The organism is Pseudomonas sp. R4-39-08, assembly GCF_003852275.1.
Taxonomy (GTDB): Bacteria; Pseudomonadota; Gammaproteobacteria; order Pseudomonadales; family Pseudomonadaceae; genus Aquipseudomonas.
In genome coordinates, this window is sequence record NZ_CP027733.1 from 1,491,485 (window position 1) to 1,515,149 (window position 23,665).

Sequence of the window (23,665 nt, forward strand, 5' to 3'; positions counted from 1 at the left end):
TGCCCGAGGCGTTTTTGTTCATGTCCGTCACCGCTCAACCTGCCAGCCCTGCGCCGGATCATCACGCCCAGTTCATCGAACTGCTGAGCGCAAGCCTGGCGCAGAACGCCTTCATCAAGCTGGTGTTGGCCAAATACGTGGGCACGGAAGCCGAACTGCAGCGGCTGATCATCAAGCCCGTGACGGTCAAGGAGCAGCCCTGCCTGTCCTTCGTCTACCGCTACAAGACCCGCGACATCACCAAGAACTTCCCGCTGGCCGACGCCGTGGCGGCGATTGCCGAGCTGCTGCCAGCCTCGTTCAAGAACGCACACTTGTTGTCGCTGATGGACGAAGCGCAGCTGGAATACAGCAAGAAGAACAAAAGCTCGCTGTTCAAAAGCAAGCCGCAACAATTGCGTGAGGCGCCATCTGCCGAGCATAACCGCGAGAAAAATCGCTTCCTCGACCTGAGCCGGCCGTTCCTTGCCGACCTGGGCGTGACCGACGCCAGCCAAGCGCTGATCCCGTCGATGTCGCGCAAGTGGAAGCAGATCAACAAGTTCATCGAAGTGTTCAGCCATGCGCTGACATCCTCGCCGTTGCAGCTGGACCAACCCGTGCGCGTCGCCGATTTCGGCTCGGGCAAGGGCTACCTCACGTTCGCGATCCACGACTACCTGCGCAACACCCTCAAGGCCGAAGGCGAAGTGACCGGTGTCGAGCTGCGTCAAGACCTGGTAACCCTGTGCAACGCCGCCGCCGCACGCCTGGAACACCCCGGGCTGGTATTCAAGTGCGGCGACGTGCGCAGCGTCGCGCCGAGCGAGCTGGACGTGATGATCGCCCTGCATGCCTGCGATATCGCCACCGACTACGCGATTCACACCGGCATCCGTTCCGGCGCGTCGATCATCATGTGCTCGCCGTGCTGCCACAAACAGATTCGCCTGCAGATCCAGAGCCCGGTGCTGCTCAAGCCAATGCTGCAATACGGCCTGCACCTGGGCCAACAGGCAGAAATGGTCACCGACAGCTTGCGCGCCTTGTATCTCGAAGCCTGTGGTTATGAGACCAAGGTGTTTGAGTTCATCTCGCTGGAGCATACCAACAAGAACAAGATGATCCTGGCGGTCAAACGCGCCGAGCCGGTGGACACTGCGCCGTTGCTGGAGAAGATTCAGGCATTGAAGGCGTTCTACCACATCACCGAACACTGCCTGGAAACCCTGCTGCGCGCCGATAGTTTCTTGAACTAAGCGCGGGGCCCATGTGGGAGGGGGCTTGCTCCCGATGGCGGTGTGTCAGCCGACACATTCATTGGCTGATCCACCGTTATCGGGAGCAAGCCCCTCCCACATTTGGTCTTCTTCGTTCACTGGATCAGTGTTCGACTGGCACCGACAGCGCCGGATTACCCAGTGGATGAGTACGCGCGGCAAAGAATTTCAGTTCCATGCCGGTGCCTTGGAATAACTGCGAATACCGCTGCTTCTGCTGACGAATAAACCCGTCGCTGCGCCCCGATACCGAAATCGCCAGGGTGGTGATGTTGGCCTGGCGGATCGCATCCACCAAGTGTTTATCCCGCGGCCCCAGGCCATGGCCGAAGATGCACAGCGCGCCTTCGTGGGTGAGCAACTGTTCATAACAGAACGACAGATAATCCGAACTGCGGATGGTCTTGAGCTTCTCGTGCACCGGGCCTTCACTGACGAACAGCGGCACGTCGTCCAGGGTCTTGATCGTGTTGTTGATCGCGAAACTGCTGAGCAACGTGCTGTCGGTGGACGGCAGTTTGCGTGCGGTGCCGTCGAGGTTGCGCACCAGGTGCAGGCCGCCGTGCAGGTACAGGATACGCGTGGCATCGGTGCGGGTATCGCGCAGGTCGAAGCTTGAGTCGGCGCTGCGGAACAGGTCGTCGATACCCGGCGTGTGCAGGATCGCCCAGTAGTTGAGCAGGTCGTAGTTACTGGTGAAGACCGTAGCGTAGCGGGCCATTTCGGTGTTCAGGGCCGTCAGGGTCGAGGGCTGCACCAGGCGCCAGGGGATGTGCACGGCGTGGATCGTATTGATCAGCGCTTCCTTGATCGCATAGTAGCGATTGCGTGGCGCCGCCGAGCTGACCGCCAGGGCCTTGTTGACGCGGCTGGTGGTTTTCAGCGCGCCCAGGGCCTGCTCGAAACTGCGGGTTTGCAGCGCGTCGAATACGCTGAGTTCGGATTGGCCTAGGGGCTTTTCTTCCACTGTGCGGGCGTTTTCAAACAGCGAGTCGTAGGCAAAGTCTTCCCAAATCGTGCGGCTTGCGCCGTTGCCGATCAGAATCCCGTTGAAGTCGATGGCGCCGCGCAGTGCGCTCCAGTCTTCAAGGTGGGCGTCAATATCCTGGAAATCCTTCATTGCGGCGGGTCTACTCGAAATCGGCTGGACGGTGACTTTATCACGAGCCGGCGTTGATCCTGGTCAAGATGCGGCATGTGGTACCGGTGGATTCTGTGGCTATAAAGCCCCTGAGGATCGACCATGAGCAGCACGTTCTTTATTCCCGCCGTCAATATCATGGGCATCGGCTGCCTCGACGAAGCCATGATTGCTATACGCAACTACGGCTTTCGCAAGGCGTTGATCGTCACTGACCAGGGCCTGTGCAAAGCCGGCGTGGCCAGCATGGTCGCCGAAAAGCTGGCGCTGCAGGACATCGATTCGGTGGTCTACGATGGCGCCAGGCCCAACCCCACGGTAGAAAACGTCGAAAAAGGCCTGGCGCTGCTGCAACAGAGCGCCTGCGATTTTGTGGTGTCCCTGGGCGGCGGCTCGCCCCATGACTGCGCCAAGGGGATCGCCCTGTGCGCCACCAACGGCGGGCGTATCGGCGACTATGAGGGTGTCGATCAATCGAGCAAGCCGCAATTGCCGCTGGTGGCGATCAACACCACCGCCGGCACGGCCAGTGAGATGACCCGTTTCTGCATCATCACCGACGAAACCCGCCACGTGAAAATGGCCATCGTCGACCGCAATGTCACGCCGCTGCTGTCGGTCAACGACCCGGCATTGATGGTCGCAATGCCCAAGGGCCTCACCGCTGCCACCGGCATGGATGCCTTGACGCATGCCATCGAAGCCTACGTGTCCACCGCCGCCACACCGATCACCGACGCTTGCGCAATCAAGGCGATCGAACTGATCAGCGCCAACCTGCGCCTGGCCGTGCGCGATGGCAGCGACATAGCCGCGCGGGAAAACATGGCGTATGCGCAGTTCCTCGCGGGCATGGCGTTCAACAACGCGTCGCTGGGATTCGTGCACGCCATGGCGCATCAGCTCGGCGGCCTCTACGACCTGCCCCATGGCGTGTGCAATGCGGTGCTGCTGCCCCACGTGCAGAGTTTCAATGCCAGTGTCAGCGCCAAGCGTTTGAGTGACGTGGCGCGCGCGTTGGGGGCCGATATCAAGGGCGTTACCCCGGAAGAGGGCGCGCAGGCCGCTATCGTCGCGATTCGCGCCCTGTCCCAGGACGTGGAAATTCCCGCCGGCCTGCGCGAACTTGGCGCCAAATTGCAGGATATTCCGCTGCTGGCGAGTAATGCGCTAAAGGATGCATGCGGCCTGACCAACCCACGACGGGCGGATCAGCGTCAGATCGAGGAGATTTTTCGCAGCGCGTTTTGATCTGCACGGCAGCGGGCGACGCACACCCCCGCACCGCCCGCCAATGCCACACACAAGAGCGACAATGGCCATGCCTGCTGACTCACCAGCAGGCTCGCCACACCGCCAATCAATGCGGCCATCCACTGATGCATGAAACCGCTCAGCGCCATGGCATAGGAGCCACTTATCGGTGATTCATCGCTGGCCAGTGACAAACTGATCGGGTAACTCATCGACTGCCCCACTATGGCCAGGCAATACGGTAGCCACAGCAGTACGGCGAGCTCGCTGGCAAACACACTGCCCAGCAACATCACTGTCGTTCCCGCCAACACCAACGTCACGCCCCACCCCATCATCATCAACCGTCCCGCGCGAGCGACGAAGCGATTGACCATCAACGCGCCCACCAGATACGCCGCGCTGATCGGCCAGCCCAGCCAGCCGTACTGCGCCGCGCTCCATTCAAAACGCCCCTGCAATATCAACGGTGCACAGGTGTTGAATGCAATGATTATCCCGTAGCCCAATCCGCCAGCCAGTGCCGCATGCAGAAAGGGTGGATACCGCACGATCAGGACATAAGTGCGCCAGGCGCAAACCGACAAATCGACTTTCGCCCGCATTGGGAATTCCACCCGCTGCAGCACCACCATCAACACGACAGCGCCAATCGCTAACCCATAAAAAATCGCCTCCCAACCGAACGTCACCAGCAACAACGAACCCGCGAACTGGCCCACACCTATGGCGATCACAAACGTCATGCCCAGCCACGATAAGCCTTTGGCCAATAACGCACCGCTGAAACTGTCACGCACCAACACCCGCGCCATCACCGAAACACCACCCGCGCCCAAGCCTTGAATCAACCGTAGCGATAGAAAGGCTTCAACGTTGAATGCCGATGGAATCGCCGCGCTGGCTGATGCATAGACCACGAGCGCTGCCAGCAGCACCGGCTTTCTGCCAAAGCGTTCGCCCAGGCTGCCCCATAGCAACATCGGCAATGCCATGCCGACCAGGTAAATCGCCAGGGCCAGTGCTACGTGGTCTTCGGCGCCAGGGAGGGCGTGGGCGATGGCTGGGACTGCGGGCAGGTAGCTGCTGATGCCGACTTGAGCGAGGAAGGCGGAGCAGCAGGCTAGCGTGAGGGTGGTGCTATTTTTCAATGAGGGCCGTCCGTTGCTCAAGGATATGAGAACTTCATCTAAAGTTAGTGTGTTCAAGACGTTTTAGCGTGCTTGAACACATGAGTGTATTGAGAGCGTGTTAGCTAGTTTGTGATTTTGTTTTCTTCTATAAGGGCTAATAGTTTTGAGCAGAATGAACGTATTGTTTCGTGTGTCATATCCGCTCGAAGCGTTATTCTAATTGCCGCCTTTCCGCTAGGCACTACGGGGAAAAATACGGCGGAGGTGAAAAAGCCACTGTCTGCAAGTTGTATGGCGAGTGCGTTTGCTTTTTCAGCTTTGCCACAGGTTACCAAGCGAATAGCGGAGAGTGAGCTTTGTTGGTCGGTGTAAATGAGGCTATCAAATAGTCGGATGTTGGTGCGGAGCTTGTCTTGAAGCATGAGTAGCTCATTAGAGTGGTGTATTTTTATTGACGCCAAACCTGCGCCAATAGCTGCAGAATTTAAGCTTTGGGACCAATTGCTGGGACCGCCATATCGATACATTAAACTTTTTTGTTCGCTACTGCCGAACATAATCAGTCCGCCGGATGCGCCGAATGATTTTCCAAGTGACGCTACGATTAAAGTTTGATCGTCTAGTTCTGGCAGGCGTGGTCGGATAAAACCGCGCCCCTTATCGCCAAATGCGGATAGCGCATGAGAATCATCAAAATAAAGAAATAGTCCGCCTTCCAATATTTTCTCGTTGTAATCAAGACCAAGGTATGAGGTGGTACAGAAGTGATGAAACTTGCGCCCATACTGATCTGCAAGGTAGTTGCGGTCTATAACTGTGGCGTTAATCTCGCAGATTTTACCCGTCTTGGCCGAGCGCCAATCGTTTTCGGAAAGTTCTATTACTTTTTTGTAGTTTGAAAAATTATTTGATGGCTCTGTGCTTACCATTTCTACTCGTCCTTGGCGATGGACGAAAACAGTAGCGGGAAAATTTTTATAGGTTAAGTCAGACGTTTCCCATACCCGCTATCCTAAACGGAAGTTTTGGCGTAAGTCGGTTCCTACATTTTTGAAGGTAAATATGCATCAGTTCGATGATTGTTTGAGCCGTTCGGCGGATAGGTCAAAGACGTATTTAGTGGTGACGTGCTGGGGCCGACATCGAGGCGGGAATGCGATTTGTTGAAGCCGTTCTGTACTGGATTGAGTAAGGTGTGGGGGCGGTGGCCTCAATGTGACGATCGGCTTCAAAGATCTGTCTCTCGGGGTGTCAAAACCAGCTGCATGAATGGAGTAGTTGATGAGAATTCTATTATTCGGCGCCACCGGCATGATCGGTCAGGGCGTACTGCGCGAGTGCCTGCTGGCGCCCGACGTGCAGGAAGTCGTTGCCGTCGGCCGCACGTCGTTGACCCAGGAGCACGGCAAACTGCATCAGGTGTTGCACAGCGACATGCTGGATTTCCAACCCCTGGAAAACCTGCTGCAAGGCTTTGATGCGTGTTTCTTTTGCCTGGGTGTTTCCTCGGCGGGCATGAATGAAATCAACTACACCCACCTCACTTATGACCTGACTTTAGTCGCCGCCAGCACCCTGGCGCGGCTCAACCCGCAGATGACGTTTATCTATGTCTCCGGCGCCGGCACTGACAGTTCCGAGACGGGCAAGTCGATGTGGGCGCGGGTCAAGGGCAAGACCGAGAACGCCTTGCTGCGCTTGCCGTTCAAGGCGGTCTATGTGTTCCGGCCGGGGATTGTCCAGCCGTTGCACGGTGTGCGTTCGAAGACGCCGTTGTACCAAGCGTTTTATAGCGTGCTCGGGCCGTTGCTCTCGTTTGTACGTCGGATAAAGCCGAGCTGTGTCGTCAGCACCGAGACCGTCGGCCGTGCGATGTTGCAGGCGGTGAGCCATGGCGCGCCGCAGCCTGTGGTGGAGCAGGCCGAGATCAACCGCTTGGCCGCCGAGCGTCGCTGATGCTGCACAAAAGCCTGGTGTGCTGCGGTTGGATTTTTCCTTCCCGAGTGCTTTAGCCTCGGTGCACACTCCAAGAATAAGAGGTACATCCCATGACGGCTCCCCTGAACGGTATCAAGGTTATCGAGATCGGCACCCTGATTGCCGCGCCCTTCGCGGCGCGGATGATGGCCGATTTTGGTGCCGAGGTGATCAAGATCGAAGCCATGGGGCAGGGCGATCCGCTTCGCAAATGGCGAAAGCTGCACGAAGGCACGTCGCTGTGGTGGTACCTGCAGTCGCGCAACAAGCAGTCCCTGGCCCTGGACCTCAAGTCGGTAGAAGGCTTGAGCCTGATCAAGCAACTGCTCGGCGACGCCGACGTGCTGATCGAAAACCTGCGCCCCGGTGGCTTGGAAAAACTCGGCCTGGGTTGGGACGTATTGCATGCCCTCAACCCCAAGCTGACCCTGGTGCGCATCTCCGGCTATGGCCAGACCGGGCCCTATCGCGACCGCCCGGGTTTCGGTGCGATCGGCGAGGCCATGGGCGGCATTCGCTACACCACCGGCAACCCGGATTCGCCACCGGCGCGGGTCGGCGTGAGCCTGGGAGATTCGCTTGCGTCGTTGCACGGTGTGATCGGCGCGCTGATGTCGCTGCTGCGGGTCAAGACCGGCCAGGGTGACGGGCAGATCGTCGACGTGTCCCTGGCGGAAAGCGTGTTCAACCTGATGGAAAGCCTGGTGCCCGAATACGACATGCTCGGCCATGTACGTGAGCGCAGCGGCGGTGCCTTGCCCGGTATCGCGCCGTCCAATACCTACCTGACCGCCGACGGCGCCTACGTGGTGATCGCCGGCAACAGCGACCCGATCTACAAGCGCCTGATGACCGCCATCGGCCGCGCCGACCTGGCCGCTGCGCCTGAGTTCGCCCATAACGATGGCCGTGCGGCACAGAGTGGTTTGCTCGACGCGGCAATCACCCACTGGACCAGCAGCCTGCCCATCGAGCAGGTGCTCAGCGCCCTGGAGGCCGCTGAAGTGCCGGCCGGGCGCATCTACTCCGTGGCGGACATTGTCAGCGACCCGCACTACCAGGCACGGGATATGTTGCTCGATGCCGATTTGCCCGGTGGTGTGTCGGTAAAAATGCCCGGCATCGTGCCCAAACTGTCGGAAACGCCCGGCGCGGTGAACTGGCAAGGTCCTGCGCTGGGCCAGCATACCGATGACATCCTCGCAGGCCTGGGCCTGACAGACGCTGACATTCAACGTCTGAAGGCTTCGGGAGTGGTGCAATGATCACCGACTATTCCGACTCGCTGATTGTGTAGGAGGTCTGCCCGCGCCGGGTTTTCGTGTATCAGCATGGCGGTTTGCTGTGGTCGTCAGCCAGCCGTTGCCAATGCACGGGCCGGCGTCGCGCTGAACTGAATCAGTGCGACGCCGCCGATCAACAGCAACGCCCCCACCACGCGGGGCGTTGTGAGTTGGCGCTCCACCAGGCCGAACAGGCCGAAATGGTCGAGCAGCAACGACGCGAGAATCTGCCCGGCCATCGCCAGGGCAACGAAGCCTGATGCGCCCAGCGTGGGCATCAGCACCAATGCCAGCGAGATAAAGCACACGCCGAATGCGCCACCAGCCCACATCCACAGCGGCGCCTGGGTGATAAAGGCCAGGTTCGGCAAGGGCAGCCGTAGGGCGATGATCACCGGCAGCAACACAATGATGCTCACCAACAGCGAAGCCAGCGTCGCCCACAACGGGTGACCGAGCCCGCGACCCAGGTTGGCGTTGATCGCACTTTGAAACGGCACCACGGCACCAGCGATCACCGCCAGCAGCAACACACCCAGCCAATGCAACGTCGTCATGGCGAATCTCCCAAAGGTTTTGCTGGACTCTAGGTTATTCGTCGCGCAAATTTAAATTCCAAGTTCTTATACCGAGCATGCAGCTGATGAATGATCTAAGGCGCATCGACCTCAACCTGTTGGTGATTCTTGACGTGTTGCTCAGCGAGCAACACGTCACCCGCGCCGCCGAACGCCTGCACCTGAGCCAACCGGCGGTCAGCCACGCGCTGGCGCGCTTGCGTGACCTGCTGGGCGACCCGTTGCTGGTGCGTCAGGGCGGCTCATTGATACCAACGGCGCGTGCGCTGGAGTTGGCTACGCCGTTGGCGGAGGCGCTGGCCCAGGTGCAAGCGCTGCTGGCGCCGAACCGCTTTGACCCGGCGTCGGCCAAACGCCGCTTTCGCGTGGCAATGTCGGACTACAGTGCGGCGATTTTCCTACCGGGATTGGTGCGCTTGTTGCGCCGTGAAGCGCCGGGCATCGACCTGCAAATCATCCAGGCCAGCCGCGAAGGCATGGTCGACGGCGTGCTCAATGGCGATCTCGACCTGGCCGCCGGGGTTTTCCCTGACATGCCTGCCGAACTGCGGACTACGCCTTTATTCGAAGAGCATTACACCTGCCTGGTCGACCGCGACAGCCTGCCGACGACGGGTGTGCTGGACCTGCCTACCTACCTGTCACGCCTCCATGTCTTGCTGGAAATGCGCGGCAGCGGCACGCCGGAAATCGAGCGTGCGCTGACCGCGATTCGTCAGCGCCGGCATGTGGCCGTCAGCCTGCCGCACTGGGGCGTGGCACCGCAGTTGATTCAGGGCACGGACCTGATCCTGACCGTCTCCTCCCGGGGCTTGTTGAATATCGATCATGCCCAACTGATCGCCGTGCCACCGCCGTTTCATATTCCTTCGTTTGCATTTGAGCTGGCATGGCATGCGCGACGGGGCGGGGATGCGGGGTTGCAGTGGTTGAGTGGGCGGGTGCAGGGTGTGCTAAAGGGCTGATCAGCCGCTACCAGGAGGTAGGTGGTTGGCGGCGGGTATGAAAAATTCGCATCACCTGTAGTCGCCCTTCACGAATACGGTAAGGGACAATGTAGGGCCACCGGGGCACCACCCATTCACGCGTCCCTGGGACGCGCCCGGTTTTTCCCAACGCGGGAAATTGCGCAATGTGTTCAAGCCCGGCCAAAATCGCCTGGACGAACTCGTAGGCGGCTTTGGGGTTTTCTTCAGCAATAAAGGCCGCTTCATCATCCAGGTTTCTGAGGGCTGTCCTCAGCCACTCAACCTGCATTGTTGCGCCATTTGTCAGCGACGGCTTTTACCTCGGCAGCCGTCGCGAAATCCCCCGCATCAGCTTCTTTCAGCGCCTTTTGAATCTCTTCGATTTGCCATGCTTCACGCGTCAAGTATTCACGTAGCGCGTCAACAGCGAGGAACGATTTGCTGCGACCGGTCGCTTTGGCCAGACTGGCAAGCGTATCGGCGACATCGTCCGGTATCCGCAGGGACATAACAGACATACGAACCTCAATGTAGTGATAGGTAATGCAACATACTACAGTGTCGTCCCATCCATCGATTGTCCCGTTCGTCAGGGGTTTCCTGGAAAAGGAAAAACTTATGCTATCCGGTCTGAATCACCTGACCCTGGCCGTCACCGATCTGCAACGCGGCATCCGTTTCTACCATGAGCTCCTGCAGCTTCGGCTTGACGCCACCTGGGATAACGGCGCCTACCTTTCGCTGCCTGGGCTGTGGTTATGTTTGTCGCTGGACCCGTTACGTAACCCGATCCCGGCCGCCGATTACACGCATTACGCATTGACCGTCGAAGCGCACGATTTCATTTCGCTGGTCGCACGCTTGCGAGCCGCTGGCGTGGGGGAGTGGCGCGACAATCGCAGTGAAGGCGCCTCGTTCTATTTTCTCGACCCCGATGGCCATAAGCTCGAAGCCCATGTAGGCGATCTGGCCTCGCGGCTGCAAGCCTGTCGCGCCAAGCCTTATGCCGGAATGAAGTTTTACCCTTAGCCTGGGAACGTGCAGAAGTCCGGGCCTGTTTGCCGACAAACCCGCCTGACTCAACAACGACCGTTCGTCGCACTGGAAAGTTTTTTCTAAACCTTTGCCTCAAGCAAAATTCGAATCCAGGGCGAGGCGCTGTTTCCTCGCACCTATTTTTGCCCTGGAGGAACCCATCATGAGCCGCATGGCTATCCGGTTACGCACCGCCAGTTTCGCGATGCTGCTGGGCCTCGGCGCCAGCAATGCTTTCGCCCAGTCACCTGCCGAATTCATCGAGCAGGCTTCGGCCAAAGGCATGGCCGATATCGAAACCAGTCGCATGGCCCACGCCAGAACCTCGTCCCAAGAGATCAAGGATTACACCATCGAGGTGATCAATGAGCGCACCCTGGCCAACCAGCATCTGGCGGCTATCGCTAAAAAGCTCGACTTGCCGGTAGCCCCGCGCGAGAAGATCGTCGACAAGGCCGAAACCCTGATGCCCGAACTCAAGGACGGCGACTCCTTCGACGCCGCCTACACCGCGCAGCAGGTCAAGGAAAACGAAGACGCCATCGCCCTGTTCAAGCAGGAAGGCGCGGCGTCGCAGGTGCCAGAGATAAAAGCGTTGGTGGATGAGACGCTGCCCAAGCTGCAGGAGCGTCTGGAAAAAGCCCGCGCCCTGGCCTCGACCTACGGCAAGGGGCACCAAGGCGACGGTTGAAGCTCCCTTTGAAATGAAAACGGCGGTTGGATCATTTCCAACCGCCGTTTTTTCATGCCTGGTTCAAATCGGTTTTGCGCTGCGCAGCGTCGGCGGCAGGGCCGCAACTGCTATTGAGGTTCACATTGCCGGCTTTGCCGATATCACGATATTCCTGACGTAGCTTTTCAAGCTCCTTACGGTCCAGGCCGTCCAGGCTCAATACGGCGTTCTGCGCATCCTTGGACACACGCAACAGCTCGTCGATCTTGATATGCAGGATGTCATTGTCGCGGTTCTGTGTGTTCTGGATCAGGAACACCATCAGGAACGTGATGATGGTGGTCGAGGTGTTGATGATCAACTGCCAGGTATCGTTGTAATGAAAGTACGGCCCGCTCAGGCTCCACGCCAGGATCAGCGCCACCGCCGTGTAGAACGTCCGGGGGCTGCCGGCCCAGCGCGACAGGGTTTGGGAGACTGCAGAGAATTTCATGACCGTTTTCCTCAAGAAGGGTGATGAAACTACTGACAGCAGTCGCTCGCTGAAATTTCTTTTTACAACTTAACAGTCGGACAAAAGTAGAGGTTTTTCTGTCGGGCTTTTAGGAGCGGGCCTACGGCGCTGTGAAACCTTGAGCACAAGACTGGGTTTTTGCCTGGTTATTGCTTATGCACGCTAAAAACGCCCATGCCCTATTTGCACGCTATGACTTGACCGAAGCGCATTTTTTTGCGGCGACCTGCGCGATGTATTGTCGGCATAGCGCCGGTATCAGCACCTATTTTGCTGAGGAACATTGCGCGCCGTGGAATATGTTGTTTATTCGTCTGGGCAGCGCCCCGCTGCGCGAAGCGACGGAGTTACCCCTGGACCTGATCCGTCGTACCTTGATCCCCATTCGCATCGTGATTCCTCAGGAACAGGTCGATGGCTTGCGCGACGTGCTCGCGCAGCTCGGCTTTCAGCCGGCTGAAGAGACCACGGCGATGGTCCTGTCATTGGCGCGCCTTGCGCCATTGATAAACGAGGAAGGTGTGCAGATCAGCCTGACTCGGAACCTGAACGAATGGGCGACTCCGCTCGACAGTGCATTCCTGATAGCGCCCAAAGCGGTCGCGCATTACCAGGCTCGGCACCAGCGAGCCCTGGACGCCGGTGAAGCCCTTTATCACTTCACATTGTCTGTCGAGGGGCAGGTGAGCTGTTCGTTGACCTTGTCGTTATGTGAGGGGGAGGCCCGACTGAGTGATGTCGGCACGCGGGTCGGCTTTCGTGGAAGAGGCTACGCCACTCGATTGATTCAAGCGGCCCTGCTTCACGCCTCGGGCCTGGGGGCTCGCCGGTGTTTTCTCGAGGCCTCGACGCTCGCCGTTGCGCTGTATGGAAAGTTCGGTTTCCAACGCTTGTTCGATTGCGCATCCTTTATTCGCGGGGCTGCCCCACAGCCATGATCAGAACGCCAGTTTCGCCTGGCCGCGATTCTCCAGCGTCAACAGATATTGCTTGGCCTCAAGCCCTCCCGCAAACCCGGTCAGCCCGCCCGAAGCACCCACCACTCGGTGACAGGGCGCAATGATCGAAATCGGATTACGCCCATTCGCCGCCCCGACTGCACGCACGGCTTTCGGGTTGCCGATCTGCTGGGCTATCTGGCTGTAGCTGCGCGTTTCGCCAAACGGAATGGTCAGCAGGGCCTGCCAGACTTGTTTCTGAAAGTCGGTGCCGGCGAAGTCCAACTCCAGCTCGAACTGGCTGCGTGTTCCCGCGAAGTATTCGTTTAGCTGGCGCTGGGCTTCCAATAACACCAGGCTGTCGTTGGCCTCGATTAATTCGCCCAGGCGCACGCGGTTGGCGCGCTCTGTTTGCCACAGGATGGCGCCAAGTTTGCCATGGCGCGCCACCAAGGTGAGTTCGCCGACAGGGGAGGGCATGAGGGTGTATTCACAGGGCATGGGCGGGCTCCTCGAAGGGATGCTGAAGCGTACGGCGCCAGTGTAGGTCCATCAGGGTATTGGCAAACTACGTTTCTTGCGCTCGAATTTTTCGTGGGCTTAGAAGTTCCAGTAAACCCAATGGCTGACGTAGGAATATACGTAGAGTCGAACGATAAAGTAGAGCGCCATCAGCACGGACGCTGTGCTTAACATTACCAACGACACGGCATTGAGCAGGGTAGCGACCAGGGCGAACACAGTCACGCGTCGGCTGGCGTGACGACGGGCGAACACCACCCCATAGACCGACGCGGCGATTGCTCCGAGCGCCAGCCCCAAGCCCAGGGGAAAGGGTGGCCTCGCCAGTGAGACCAGCAGCGGCAGAACCACCACCCAACCGATCACTTGGCGCAGGATGGGCGGTGGCGTGCATTGGTCAGGCTCAAGCATTGCGATACTCCTGATTTCGCGGGAGGCGACGAGCTGACATCATCACAATACCGGTTCGTTGTCGCAGTAAGACTTTACTGAGCCACCGCCACAAGCGTATCGGCACCTGAACGGCAGGCATAAAAAAACCGGCTCCCAGAGCCGGTTTTTTATGCATTTCCTGTCAGGCATGGCATGACAGGAAAGCCAATTTGAGTGGAGCGGGTAGAGGGAATCGAACCCTCAACTAAAGCTTGGGAAGCTTTCGTTTTGCCACTAAACTATACCCGCTCAAAGCGGCTGACTTTGTACCAGATGTTCAGCTGGATTTGAAGTTTTTCTTCGAAAAAATCGCACGTTGCGCGCGCACCGCCCGCAAATGAGCGGCGCCACTGCAGGAACCCGCTCCTACAGTGGGCCTCACTTCAGACCGCCCATGCATGTTGCGTCTGACCCTGCTGGTAGCGTAACCGACTCCCCGGCCGCTGCCCTTTCAAAAAGCCTACCACCGCCTCCCGGCTGTCCCGGCATGCCGCTTTATGCTCCATATCCAGGAAATGCCCTGTGGCCTGGATAGTGCTGAAGCTGCTGTGGGTTATATGTTGCCCAAACAGCCTGGCATCCTCGGCGCTGGTGTACTCGTCCCATTCGCCGTTCAGGAATAGCACCGGAATGTCGATCTGCCTGGCTGCATTGAGGTAACACAAGCGATCGCTGTGAAGCACCTGGCTGATGTGGAAGTGCATCTGCCCGTATTCATGCTCGGCCAGGCTGCTGACGTGCTTGTAGTTGAAGCGCTTGAACAGCGACGGCAGGTGCTTGCCGATGGTGCTGTTGACCAGATGGCCGACGCGGTCGCGGTCGAGGTTGCCGAGGTAGTCGACGCCGCGCTCAAGGTAGTCGCGCATGGGCGCGTTGATCACCGGGGAGAACGAGCTGATCACCGCCTTTTCAATGCGTCGCGGGCGTTGGGCGAGGGCGAACAGGGCGGCAGTACCGCCCCACGAGAACGCGAGCACGTGTTCGGCGGCGAAGCGCTCGATCAGCTCCAGCAGGATCTGGCCTTCGACTTCCTTCGTCAGCATCTGCTCGTGGCGGTTGTGGATTTTGGAACGGCCGGCGTAGGGCTGGTCGTACAGCACCACATTGAATTGGGGGTAAAGGCTTTTCACGGTTTGGGCGAAAGAGGCCGTGGTGGCCATCGAGCCGTTGACCAGAATGATGGTCTTTTCAGCGGCATCCGCGCGATAGAACTCCGTGTAAACCCGGTACTGACCCTGTATATCCAACACAGCGATTTCTGGCCTCATGTCGTAAGACTCCTGGCAAGCGGGTAGGGCGCGCAAATGACTTTGCACGAGCTTTATGACAGGTAGGCATACGCCTGGAAGATGAGCGCCCCTGTCGGCCCGATTGCGGTTGGCCGACAGCGGTTGTCAGGGCGGGATGTTTGCCGGGACGGCCCGTCAATCCAGCACGGGCGGGGCAAGGTGTTTCTTGGAGGTTATAGGTGACTCGCCAGTCATATTTCAACGGGTGAACTTGATTCAAGCACAGACTCGGCAGGTCGCAAGCCGCCTGGCTGGTTTTTTGCCATCAGCGGCTGAACGGTCGTCAGACTTGTCGGATTTCATCGTCAGTCAGGGCTCGGTATTCCCCCGGCGCAAGGGACGGATCCAACTGCAGCGGGCCCATGCGCTCACGGTGCAGCGCGATTACCTTGTTATTGAAGTGCCCGAACATGCGTTTTACCTGGTGATAACGGCCTTCGATGATGCTCAAGCGCGCCGTGGTCGGTCCGAGTAATTCCAGCTCGGCGGGTTGGGTGGTGAGGTCTTCGAACGCGAAGTACAGGCCCGCCTTGAATGTCACCGCGTATTCGGGACCGATTTCCTGCGCTGTTTCCACGCGGTACACCTTGGGCAACTTGGTCGTCGGTTGTGTCAGGCGCCGCGACCACTGGCCGTCGTTGGTGATCAACATCAGGCCGGTCGTGTTGTAGTCCAGGCGCCCGGCAATATGCAGCGTGCCATTGTCCGGCTCATTCAGCAGATCGAGCACGGTAGGGTGTTGCGGATCCGCCGTGGCACTTACGCACCCTTGGGGTTTGTGCAGCATGAAATAGCGCGCCGGTTTGCCCGCCTGCAGCACCTCACCATCAACGCACACCTGGCTGAACTCGCGTACCTCATGGTGAGGATCACTGACCGTTACGCCATCAACGCTGACTCGGCGTTCCACCAACAGCAACCGTACTTGCCTGCGATTGAAGCGCGGCAGGTTGCTGAGGAACCGATCAATGCGCATCAGGGGTGCGCAACTGTACATCCACTTGGGCGCAACGCGGGCACAGGCAGGCTTTATTGCGCAGTTCGTCAGGCAGCGCGAGGAGTACCGCCGGGTCAATGGTGACATTGAAGCACCAGCACGCCTGGTCAACCGTGCGTGGGTCTGCCAGGGCGCAGTCGTTGACGGCTCCGCAGGCGGGGCAAAGCGTGGGTGTGGTCATGGCAGGGTCAGGCTGTATAGGCAGGTGTGCTCGGCCTTGCACAATACAGCTCGGACCCGCAGCAGGACAATGCCGTCATCGAGAGCGACAAGGCATCTGCCTGAATGACTGAAACGATATAGCTTGGGCTCCCGTCGATTGTCCCTAGAGGACTTGCGTGTTGATGTATCAAGTTGTTACTGGAACGCACCAGATGTTGTTTTTGATGTCAGATATTCTGTCATTCGGCGCAAGCTGGATGCCGCTCTCCAGCGTCGCTGGAGGTGCTCTTCCGCGGTCCAGGAGGCCGCCATGTATCGACGACTGCTGCTCACTGTATTACTCGGCCTGACCTTGTCAGCTTGTGTGCCCTACTACGATGGAGGCGCCACTTACTATCGCTCCGAGGTGTATACCGCACCGGCGCCTGCCTATTACTACGGTGGCCCTCGCTATGACAGGGGCAGCTACTACGCGCCGGCTCCACGTTACTATCCGGCCCCGCGCTATTACTCGGCGCCGCGTTATTACCAACCCGCGCCACGTTATTATCCGAGGTCTGCCTACCGGGCGTATCCGAACCAGGGCTGGGGAGGAAATCGTTGGGGAAACGGCGGTCACGGACGGGGTGGTGAGCATGGCGGTGGACGCGGTGGTCACCGCTGAAGAAAGGCTTTGAACGAAGCGGCGCATGATGCGCCGCTTTTTTTTGCCTGCCATTCGTCGGCACTGTCAGATTTAACAGCTATCTTTGAGGCTCAAGATCTAATTCACTGCGGGAAACGTTGTGTGCTTGTGAAGGAAAGCCTCTATGTTCAAACAACTGATGTGCGTGCTTTTACTCGTCGGCTGCGTCATGGGCCCGGCGGGGGCAAAGCAGTTTTGTCCGGATAAATCGATGATCCGAAACGTCAAAGGCTACTTTCAATACCAGCAGGATGGCGTGCTCTGGCAAGGTCCCAAGGTTGAGCCTAACGAATATATACATAGCTTTCTTGGCGCTTTATTCACGCCTGAAAAGGGCACTGACCGAAAAAACGGCTACGTGGAAAAGTGCGTTTATGAAAACCAGCGTGAAGAACTGGTCGTTATGCGTCCTTGCATTTCAGGCGCTGCCAACACCATGTCGCTGACCGACAGCTTGCATTGGGAGCTTGGCAAGATTCCGTTCGATCAACAGGTTTACGTCTGCCGTGACAATCAACCCGATAATTGCGCATTCACGATAAATAACTCGCAACGATAGGCTGTCAATAATCGGATAAATCTGCCAGAGGATTCCTACCCTCCCAGGCTTTTTCAAAATGCGCCTGCACCACCGCCTCTGGAATTGTGTTGATATCCGGCCAGTGCCAGTGCGGCGCCTGGTCCTTATCGATCAACCGCGCCCGCACCCCTTCGGCGAATTCCGGATGACGGCAGCAGTTGAGGCTCACCGTGTACTCCATCTGGAGCACTTGAGCCAACGACAAATGTCGAGCCCGGCGGATTTGCTCCCACACCAGATGGGCGGTCAGCGGGCAGCCTTCGCTCAGCGTCTTGCCGGCGCGAGCCAGCAGCGGATCAGCATGATCACGCAACTGGCTCAACGCGCGCCAGCCGCAGCGTATGTCACCCACATCCAGCCATTCGTCGATCTGCCCACGGCGCGGCAACCACTGCGCTTCGGGTTGCTGGTCGACGGCTTCCTGGGCGAGGGCCTTGAGCAGGCTGTTGAGCTGCATCGCGCTCTGTTCCTGCCAGTTCAGTTGCAGCAGGCCTTCGAGCAGTTCGTCTTGCTGGTCATCGCGCAGGAAACGGTCGGCCAGGCCCAGGTCCAAGGCATCACGACCATTGATGTGGGCGCCGGTAAGGCCCAGGAACAACCCAAGTTTGCCGGGCAGGCGCGACAAGAACCTGCTGGCGCCGACATCCGGGTACAGGCCGATACTGATTTCCGGCATGGCCAGCCGGCTGGTGGGCGTCACGACACGCACGGACGCGCTTTGCAGCAGCCCCATGCCGCCGCCCAGCACATAGCCGTGGCCCCAACAGATCAGCGGTTTGGGATAGGTGTGCAGGCGATAATCGAGGCGGTACTCCGCGGCGAAAAACTGCGCGGCCAGGGCGGGTACTTCGCCGGGTTGTTCGCGACAGGCCTGCGCCAGGCTGCGCACTTCGCCACCGGCGCAAAAGGCCTTGGGGCCATTGCCGCGCAGCAATACGCAGACGATGTTCGGGTCCTTGGCCCAGGCATCCAGGCGATCACCCAAGGCCAAAATCATCGGCAGGGACAGGGCGTTGAGGGTCTTTTCCGCGTCCAGGCTGGCGATGCCGATGCGGGCGCCGTCGCTGCCGGTCAGTTCTTCGAAGTGCAGGTTCATCGTGACCTCAATCGAGAAGGTGAAGGATGAGTATGATCCCTTCGTGGGAAAGCGCCGGTGGTGTGTCAGATCAATTGACAAGCGGGGTCGGCTTTCCTAGGGTTCGCCTCATTCTTTTTTACAAGACAATTCAACTATGACCGATGGCGACCGTATCAAACTCGAACCCAGCTGGAAACACGCCCTGCGCGATGAGTTCGAGAAGCCCTACATGGCCCAGTTGCGCGAGTTCCTGCGCCAGGAACATGCGGCCGGCAAGGAGATCTACCCGCCCGGCCCGCTGATTTTCAATGCCCTCAACTCGACGCCGCTGGACAAGGTCAAGGTAGTGATCCTCGGCCAGGACCCGTACCACGGCCCCGGCCAGGCCCACGGCCTGTGCTTCTCGGTGCAACCGGGCGTGCCGGCGCCGCCGTCCCTGGTCAATATCTATAAAGAACTCAAGCGTGACCTGAACATCGACATCCCCAACCACGGCTACCTGCAAAGCTGGGCCGACCAGGGCGTGCTGATGCTCAACACCACCATGACCGTGGAACGCGCCAATGCCAATGCCCATGCGGGCAAGGGCTGGCAGTTCTTTACCGACCGGATCATCGAGGTGGTCAGCGAGCATCAGCCGCATCTGGTGTTTTTGTTGTGGGGCGCCCACGCCCAGAGCAAACAGAAGCTGATCGATGCCACCAAGCACCTGGTGCTGACCTCGGTGCATCCATCACCGTTGTCGGCGTATCGCGGGTTCCTGGGCTGCGGGCATTTCAGTCGCGCCAACAAGTTTCTGGAGCAGAATGGCGAGGCGCCGATCGAGTGGCGGTTGCCGCCGCTCTGAACTGCGATGAGGATTCAGATGGTTTCCGGCCGGCGGTTCCAATGCCTGAACAACGGCTCCGCCAGAAACAGCACGAACAACAGCCGCATCACCTGCATCGCCGTCACCAACGGCACCGACAATTGCAAGGTTTCAGCCGTGAGGCTCATTTCGGCAATGCCGCCAGGCATCATGCCCAGGGTCAAGGAGCGCAGGTCCAACTGGGTCAGGGCGCTCAGGCCCACCGCCGCCAATGTTGCCAGTGCCATGGTCAAGGCGGTGCCAATCAAGGTGCGGCCCATGAACGCGGGGGCGCGCCGAAAGAACTGGCGGTTGAAGTGACACCCCAAGCCGCTGCCGATCAGCCATTGGCCGATCTGGCTGCCGCCATCGGGCAGGCCGATATGCAGGTCCCAGACCACACTGGCAGTCGCGCTCACCAGCAACGGGCCGAACAGCCAAGGGTTCGGCTGGTGCAAACGCTGCCAGCCCCAGGCCACCAGGGGCCCCATCGGAAACAGCAACGCCAGCCACCGCCAATCCACGGGGGCCGGATGAAACTGCGGCGCGCCACCGCCCAGCAAATACTTGAAGATCGCCGGCACACACAGCACCACTACCAGCACGCGCAAACTCTGCCCCGCCGCAACCCGGCTGAGCACCGCACCATTGCGCGCGCCGAGGTTGACCATCTCCCCGGAGCCGCCCGGCATGCTGGAGAAAAACGCGGTGGCGCGGTCTTCACCGCTGCGGCGCATCAACCACACCCCGACCACGCTCGACAAACTCGTCACCAAGGCGCCGAAGAAGATCAGCCCGAAGTGGCTCATCACCTGTTCGATCACTACCGGCGTGAAGTGCAGGCCGATGCCGATGCCCACCACCCATTGGCCGCATTTGCGCCCGCCGGGAATTTCCGCCAATTGCCAGGGCGTGAGGCAGCGCACCAGGATGATCGCCAGCAACGAGCCGACCATATAGGGCAAAGGCCAGCCGACGAGGCTGGCCAGGTAACCGCCGGCCAGGCCGACCAGCGGTGTTCCCCACCATTGCTTGAAAGTGACCTCAGACATCGGCCACGGCACGACGCTGCAAGGCACGTTTGCGGTAGATGCGCACCAGCGGGAACATCAGCATCAGCGCGGTCAGTACCCAGACGCCGAAGGTGATCGGGCTCGACCACAAGATGTCCAGCGCACCGTTGGAGATCGACAGCGCGCGGCGCAGGTTCTGTTCCATCAGGCCGCCGAGGATAAAGCCCAGCAATACCGGCGACAGCGGAAAGTCGAGCTTGCGCAGGATGTAGCCGAAGATGCCGATACCGACCATCAGGAACAGGTCGAACGTGGTGGCATGCACCGCGTACACGCCGATCGCGGTGATGATGGCGATCACCGGTACCAGCGCCCAGTTCGGCACGGCGAGGATCCGGGTGAAGATGCGGATCATCGGGATGTTGAGGATCACCAGCATGATGTTGGCGATAAACAACGACGCGATCAGGCCCCAGACAATGTCCGGCTGCTGTTGGAACAGCAGCGGGCCGGGCGTGATGTTGTACAGCGACAGGGCGCCGATCATCACGGCCGTGGTGCCCGAACCGGGCACGCCCAGGGTCAGCATCGGCACCAGGGCACCGCAGGCGGAGGCGCCGATTGCGGTTTCCGGGGCGGCCAGGCCACGCATGTCGCCCTGGCCGAATTTACCGCTGGCACCGGCCAGGCGTTTCTCGGTCATGTAGGCAACGGCCGAGGCCAGCGTAGCACCCGCGCCCGGCAGCACACCCATGATGAAGCCGAGCAGGCCGCAACGGATGTTGACTACGAAAACCGAAGACGCTTCCTTCAGGTTGAACATCATCCGTCCGGTGGCTTTGACCGCTTCCTGGCCTCGGTGGGTTTTCTCCAGCAGCAGCAGGATCTCGCTGATGGAAAACAGGCCCAGCACCAACACCACGAACTGAATGCCATCGGTGAGGTGGATGTTGTCGCCGGTAAAGCGATACACGCCGCTGTTGGCATCGATGCCCACCGCCGAGAGGAACAGACCGATCAGCGCCGCCACAAAGGTTTTCAGCGGCTTGTCACCGGCCATGCCGCCCAGGCACACAATGGCAAATACCATCAGTACGAAATATTCCGCCGGGCCGAAGGCAATCGCCCATTTGGCCAGCAGCGGGGCAAACAGCACCATGCCGCAGGTGGCGATAAAGGCACCGATGAACGAACTCCACGCCGACAACGACAGCGCCACGCCGGCCAGGCCTTTGCGGGCCATCGGGTAGCCGTCGAGGGTGGTCATCACAGTGGAGGCTTCGCCCGGAATATTGAGCAGGATCGAGCTGATACGGCCGCCGTATTCGCAGCCCAGGTACACCGCTGCGAGCAGGATCAACGCCGACTCGGGTGGCAGGCCCAGGGCGAATGCGATGGGGATCAACAACGCCACGCCATTGATCGGCCCCAGGCCCGGCAAGAGGCCGACCACGGTGCCGATCAGCGTGCCGCACAAGGCGGTCACCAGGTTGTACGGGCTCAGCGCGACGCCGAACCCCTGGCCCAAATAGCCGAAAGTATCCATATCAGTTCTCCAGTACGTCGAGCAGGCCGAGGGGCAGCGGCACATCCATGGCTTTGTCGAACAGCAGGTACAAGCCGATGGCCATCAGGCCGACGATCACTACGCTGGGTATCCAGCGCCCGCCATACAGGCGTGCCATCGGGATGCCGATCAACAGGCTGCTGAGGATGAAACCCAACGATTCGAAGGTGGCGGCGAACACGATCAACAGCGCTACGCAAATGCCGATCTTGACCAGTGTGTCGCGATCCAGCGCCGGGTCTTCTTCGGTGTGTTGGGTGGGTTGCGGGCGAAACAGCATGTAGATCAGCGCCAGGCTCATCAGCCCGAGCATCAGCAGTGGAAAGGCGCGAGGCCCGACCGGCTCGTAGGAAAACGCCGCCTGATACGGCCAGGCCATCAGGGCGAGGCCAGCGCAGGCCAGCAACAGTACGGCGGCGAAAATGCGTTGTAAGAGCATGGTGAACTCCTGGGCCACACCGCGTGTTTAAACGGGTGTGGCCGCGCGAAAGCGGGGCATTTACTGGATCAGGCCGAACTCTTTGGCCAGCACTTTGTAGTCAGCCACCTGTTTTTTCACGTAGGTGTCCAGTTCCGGGCCTGTCATGGCGAACGGGAACAGCTCGCGCTGATCACGCAGCTTGGCGAACTCGTCGGAAGCCAGCAGTTTGTCGAACGCATCCTTCCACCAGGCATAGTCGGCATCGCTCACTTTTGGCCCGAGGTAGAAGCCACGCACCACTGGCCAGACGATGTCATAGCCTTGCTCCTTGGCAGTCGGGATGTTCTTCATTTCCGGCTCGTCCAGGCGCTGCTCGGAGAACACCGCCAACAGGCGCATGTCACCGCTGAGGATGTGTGGCATGGAGTCGGAAATATCGGTGCTGCCCACCTGAATGTGGCCACCGAGCAACGCGGTAGCGATTTCGCCACCGCCTTCCAGCGCGACGTAACGCAGCTCGCGCGGGTTGATCCCGGCGGCCTTGGCGATCAGGGCGGTTTGCATCCAGTCCTGGCTGCCCACTGTGCCGCCGGAACCTATCACTACGCTGCCTGGATCTTTCTTCAAGGCTTTTACGAGATCGTCGAGGGTCTTGTAGGGCGAATCACTTTTCACTGCGATGGCACCGTAACTGGTGCCTACCGCTGCGAGCCAGCGCACGGCGCTTTCATCGAAGCGACCGAACTTGCCCTGGGCCAGGTTCAGCAATGAACCGCTGGACCATGCCACCAGGGTACCCCCATCCGCAGGGCGCTGAGCGACCACCGCGTTGTAGGCCACTGCGCCCACGCCGCCTGGCATGTAGGTCACGCGCATCGGCTTGCTTAGCAGTTTCTGGTTGACCAGCGCGCTTTGTGCCAGCTTGCAGGTCAGGTCAAAACCACCGCCGGGGGAAGCCGGGGCGATGCATTCAGGGCGCTTGGGTTCGTCGGCGGCCAGCAGTTGGCCGGCAAACAGCATGCAGCCGGCGGTAATGGCAACTTTACGCAGTGAAAGGGTCATGGTGATCTCCGTCTTTTTGTTATGAGTGGCTTAGCCGCGTGCGCTGCTGTGCCTGGCGTTGCGCGAGCGCACGGCCACCGTCTTCGAAGACGGCAAGGGCAGAGTGGTGTGAGTAAGGCGGGAATTTCTTGCAGGCGGGCGAGCCTGGGGCTGTGTCGACAGCATCGTGGTGCACTCCGTTATTGTTCTTATTTTGGCGAAAACGCTTCGAGGCGTTTTTCGGGCGCTACGGGTGAGGTAGCTCGGCGGGCGTAACC

General features: G+C 59.5%; 28 protein-coding genes and 1 tRNA gene. 11 read left to right on the plus strand and 18 right to left on the minus strand.

Annotated features, from left to right (window positions below):
- Nucleotides 1-20: 20 nt before the first annotated feature.
- Nucleotides 21-1,238, plus strand: a complete 1,218-nt coding sequence (locus C4J88_RS06635; RefSeq protein ID WP_124406511.1) for an SAM-dependent methyltransferase — start codon at nucleotides 21-23, stop codon at nucleotides 1,236-1,238.
- 124 nt (nucleotides 1,239-1,362) lie between these two features.
- Here the strand turns inward: C4J88_RS06635 and C4J88_RS06640 are convergent, their stop codons facing one another.
- Complete coding sequence (locus C4J88_RS06640; protein WP_124406512.1) at nucleotides 1,363-2,379, minus strand: DUF4917 family protein; 1,017 nt, start codon at nucleotides 2,377-2,379, stop codon at nucleotides 1,363-1,365.
- A 123-nt stretch (nucleotides 2,380-2,502) separates the two neighbouring features.
- Between C4J88_RS06640 and yiaY the strand changes: the two genes are divergently transcribed.
- Nucleotides 2,503-3,651: an L-threonine dehydrogenase gene (yiaY, locus tag C4J88_RS06645; protein WP_124406513.1), complete on the plus strand. Its 1,149-nt coding sequence runs from the start codon at nucleotides 2,503-2,505 to the stop codon at nucleotides 3,649-3,651.
- Here the strand turns inward: yiaY and C4J88_RS06650 are convergent.
- Together C4J88_RS06650 and C4J88_RS06655 are read right to left on the minus strand one after the other, a co-directional pair.
- Nucleotides 3,618-4,805: an MFS transporter gene (locus tag C4J88_RS06650; protein ID WP_124406514.1), complete on the minus strand. Its 1,188-nt coding sequence runs from the start codon at nucleotides 4,803-4,805 to the stop codon at nucleotides 3,618-3,620. The genes yiaY and C4J88_RS06650 overlap by 34 nt on opposite strands.
- Before the next feature lie 104 nt (nucleotides 4,806-4,909).
- Nucleotides 4,910-5,716, minus strand: coding sequence for an aminotransferase class I/II-fold pyridoxal phosphate-dependent enzyme (locus tag C4J88_RS06655; RefSeq protein WP_124366191.1), 807 nt, complete (start codon nucleotides 5,714-5,716; stop codon nucleotides 4,910-4,912).
- A 352-nt stretch (nucleotides 5,717-6,068) separates the two neighbouring features.
- Between C4J88_RS06655 and C4J88_RS06660 the strand changes: the two genes are divergently transcribed.
- A complete protein-coding gene (locus C4J88_RS06660) occupies nucleotides 6,069-6,743 on the plus strand; it encodes an NAD-dependent epimerase/dehydratase family protein (protein ID WP_124406515.1) in 675 nt (224 codons plus the stop codon).
- A gap of 92 nt (nucleotides 6,744-6,835) precedes the next feature.
- Nucleotides 6,836-8,029, plus strand: coding sequence for a CaiB/BaiF CoA-transferase family protein (locus C4J88_RS06665; RefSeq protein ID WP_124406516.1), 1,194 nt, complete (start codon nucleotides 6,836-6,838; stop codon nucleotides 8,027-8,029).
- An 86-nt stretch (nucleotides 8,030-8,115) separates the two neighbouring features.
- On the opposite strand, the gene C4J88_RS06670 is transcribed toward C4J88_RS06665, so the two are convergent.
- Nucleotides 8,116-8,604 carry a DMT family transporter gene (locus tag C4J88_RS06670; protein WP_124369938.1) on the minus strand — a complete coding sequence of 163 codons (489 nt, stop codon included), beginning with the start codon at nucleotides 8,602-8,604 and terminating at the stop codon, nucleotides 8,116-8,118.
- A gap of 77 nt (nucleotides 8,605-8,681) precedes the next feature.
- Here C4J88_RS06670 and C4J88_RS06675 point away from each other — a divergent pair, with 77 nt between their 5' ends.
- Nucleotides 8,682-9,590: a LysR family transcriptional regulator gene (locus tag C4J88_RS06675; protein WP_177412903.1), complete on the plus strand. Its 909-nt coding sequence runs from the start codon at nucleotides 8,682-8,684 to the stop codon at nucleotides 9,588-9,590.
- Nucleotides 9,591-9,597: 7 nt separating this feature from the next.
- Here C4J88_RS06675 and C4J88_RS06680 read toward each other — a convergent pair whose 3' ends face one another.
- Both C4J88_RS06680 and C4J88_RS06685 read right to left on the minus strand, forming a co-directional pair.
- Nucleotides 9,598-9,882, minus strand: coding sequence for a type II toxin-antitoxin system RelE/ParE family toxin (locus C4J88_RS06680; RefSeq protein WP_124361707.1), 285 nt, complete (start codon nucleotides 9,880-9,882; stop codon nucleotides 9,598-9,600).
- On the minus strand, nucleotides 9,872-10,111 hold the full coding sequence (locus C4J88_RS06685) for a CopG family ribbon-helix-helix protein (RefSeq protein ID WP_124361708.1): 240 nt from the start codon (nucleotides 10,109-10,111) through the stop codon (nucleotides 9,872-9,874). The genes C4J88_RS06680 and C4J88_RS06685 overlap by 11 nt, the downstream gene beginning before the upstream one ends.
- 100 nt (nucleotides 10,112-10,211) lie before the next feature.
- On the opposite strand from C4J88_RS06685, the gene fos reads away from it, so the two are divergent.
- Together fos and C4J88_RS06695 are read left to right on the plus strand one after the other, a co-directional pair.
- Nucleotides 10,212-10,622 (plus strand): fosfomycin resistance glutathione transferase, encoded by a 411-nt coding sequence (fos, locus tag C4J88_RS06690; RefSeq protein WP_124406518.1) that lies wholly within the window; start codon nucleotides 10,212-10,214, stop codon nucleotides 10,620-10,622.
- A 169-nt stretch (nucleotides 10,623-10,791) separates the two neighbouring features.
- Nucleotides 10,792-11,319: a DUF4142 domain-containing protein gene (locus tag C4J88_RS06695; RefSeq protein WP_057723086.1), complete on the plus strand. Its 528-nt coding sequence runs from the start codon at nucleotides 10,792-10,794 to the stop codon at nucleotides 11,317-11,319.
- Nucleotides 11,320-11,371: 52 nt separating this feature from the next.
- Here the strand turns inward: C4J88_RS06695 and C4J88_RS06700 are convergent, their stop codons facing one another.
- Nucleotides 11,372-11,794 (minus strand): low affinity iron permease family protein, encoded by a 423-nt coding sequence (locus C4J88_RS06700; protein ID WP_124406519.1) that lies wholly within the window; start codon nucleotides 11,792-11,794, stop codon nucleotides 11,372-11,374.
- A 218-nt stretch (nucleotides 11,795-12,012) separates the two neighbouring features.
- On the opposite strand from C4J88_RS06700, the gene C4J88_RS06705 reads away from it, so the two are divergent.
- Nucleotides 12,013-12,753, plus strand: a complete 741-nt coding sequence (locus C4J88_RS06705) for a GNAT family N-acetyltransferase (RefSeq protein ID WP_305955152.1) — start codon at nucleotides 12,013-12,015, stop codon at nucleotides 12,751-12,753.
- Here C4J88_RS06705 and C4J88_RS06710 read toward each other — a convergent pair whose 3' ends face one another.
- The 6 genes from C4J88_RS06710 to C4J88_RS06735 all read right to left on the minus strand — a co-directional run bounded on the left by C4J88_RS06710 (nucleotide 12,754) and on the right by C4J88_RS06735 (nucleotide 16,174).
- Complete coding sequence (locus C4J88_RS06710; protein WP_124361714.1) at nucleotides 12,754-13,254, minus strand: methylated-DNA--[protein]-cysteine S-methyltransferase; 501 nt, start codon at nucleotides 13,252-13,254, stop codon at nucleotides 12,754-12,756.
- Between the two features lie 99 nt (nucleotides 13,255-13,353).
- Entirely contained in the window at nucleotides 13,354-13,686 is a 333-nt protein-coding gene (locus C4J88_RS06715) for a hypothetical protein (RefSeq protein ID WP_124406521.1), read from the minus strand.
- Between the two features lie 196 nt (nucleotides 13,687-13,882).
- Nucleotides 13,883-13,956, minus strand: a tRNA-Gly gene (locus C4J88_RS06720).
- A 134-nt stretch (nucleotides 13,957-14,090) separates the two neighbouring features.
- The gene (locus C4J88_RS06725; protein WP_124406522.1) at nucleotides 14,091-14,975 is read right to left on the minus strand and encodes an alpha/beta fold hydrolase; all 885 of its coding nucleotides are present in this window, start codon (nucleotides 14,973-14,975) and stop codon (nucleotides 14,091-14,093) included.
- Between the two features lie 304 nt (nucleotides 14,976-15,279).
- Nucleotides 15,280-15,972 carry a pseudouridine synthase gene (locus tag C4J88_RS06730; RefSeq protein ID WP_124406523.1) on the minus strand — a complete coding sequence of 231 codons (693 nt, stop codon included), beginning with the start codon at nucleotides 15,970-15,972 and terminating at the stop codon, nucleotides 15,280-15,282.
- Nucleotides 15,962-16,174 carry a cysteine-rich CWC family protein gene (locus C4J88_RS06735; protein WP_124406524.1) on the minus strand — a complete coding sequence of 71 codons (213 nt, stop codon included), beginning with the start codon at nucleotides 16,172-16,174 and terminating at the stop codon, nucleotides 15,962-15,964. The genes C4J88_RS06730 and C4J88_RS06735 overlap by 11 nt, the downstream gene beginning before the upstream one ends.
- A gap of 291 nt (nucleotides 16,175-16,465) precedes the next feature.
- Between C4J88_RS06735 and C4J88_RS27635 the strand changes: the two genes are divergently transcribed.
- A complete protein-coding gene (locus C4J88_RS27635; protein ID WP_124406525.1) occupies nucleotides 16,466-16,819 on the plus strand; it encodes a hypothetical protein in 354 nt (117 codons plus the stop codon).
- A gap of 145 nt (nucleotides 16,820-16,964) precedes the next feature.
- The gene (locus tag C4J88_RS06745) at nucleotides 16,965-17,399 is read left to right on the plus strand and encodes a DUF3757 domain-containing protein (protein WP_124406526.1); all 435 of its coding nucleotides are present in this window, start codon (nucleotides 16,965-16,967) and stop codon (nucleotides 17,397-17,399) included.
- A 4-nt stretch (nucleotides 17,400-17,403) separates the two neighbouring features.
- Here C4J88_RS06745 and C4J88_RS06750 read toward each other — a convergent pair whose 3' ends face one another.
- The gene (locus C4J88_RS06750) at nucleotides 17,404-18,516 is read right to left on the minus strand and encodes an enoyl-CoA hydratase/isomerase family protein (RefSeq protein WP_124406527.1); all 1,113 of its coding nucleotides are present in this window, start codon (nucleotides 18,514-18,516) and stop codon (nucleotides 17,404-17,406) included.
- Nucleotides 18,517-18,652: 136 nt separating this feature from the next.
- Between C4J88_RS06750 and ung the strand changes: the two genes are divergently transcribed.
- Nucleotides 18,653-19,345: a uracil-DNA glycosylase gene (ung, locus tag C4J88_RS06755; RefSeq protein ID WP_124369947.1), complete on the plus strand. Its 693-nt coding sequence runs from the start codon at nucleotides 18,653-18,655 to the stop codon at nucleotides 19,343-19,345.
- Between the two features lie 14 nt (nucleotides 19,346-19,359).
- On the opposite strand, the gene C4J88_RS06760 is transcribed toward ung, so the two are convergent.
- From C4J88_RS06760 to C4J88_RS06775, 4 genes are read right to left on the minus strand one after another with little or no spacing between them, the layout of a single operon-like run.
- Nucleotides 19,360-20,397: an AbrB family transcriptional regulator gene (locus tag C4J88_RS06760; protein ID WP_124406528.1), complete on the minus strand. Its 1,038-nt coding sequence runs from the start codon at nucleotides 20,395-20,397 to the stop codon at nucleotides 19,360-19,362.
- Nucleotides 20,390-21,904 carry a tripartite tricarboxylate transporter permease gene (locus C4J88_RS06765; RefSeq protein ID WP_124366208.1) on the minus strand — a complete coding sequence of 505 codons (1,515 nt, stop codon included), beginning with the start codon at nucleotides 21,902-21,904 and terminating at the stop codon, nucleotides 20,390-20,392. The genes C4J88_RS06760 and C4J88_RS06765 overlap by 8 nt, the downstream gene beginning before the upstream one ends.
- Nucleotide 21,905: 1 nt before the next feature.
- Entirely contained in the window at nucleotides 21,906-22,364 is a 459-nt protein-coding gene (locus C4J88_RS06770) for a tripartite tricarboxylate transporter TctB family protein (protein ID WP_124361725.1), read from the minus strand.
- 60 nt (nucleotides 22,365-22,424) lie between these two features.
- Entirely contained in the window at nucleotides 22,425-23,414 is a 990-nt protein-coding gene (locus tag C4J88_RS06775) for a tripartite tricarboxylate transporter substrate binding protein (protein WP_164484579.1), read from the minus strand.
- Nucleotides 23,415-23,665 lie beyond the last annotated feature (251 nt).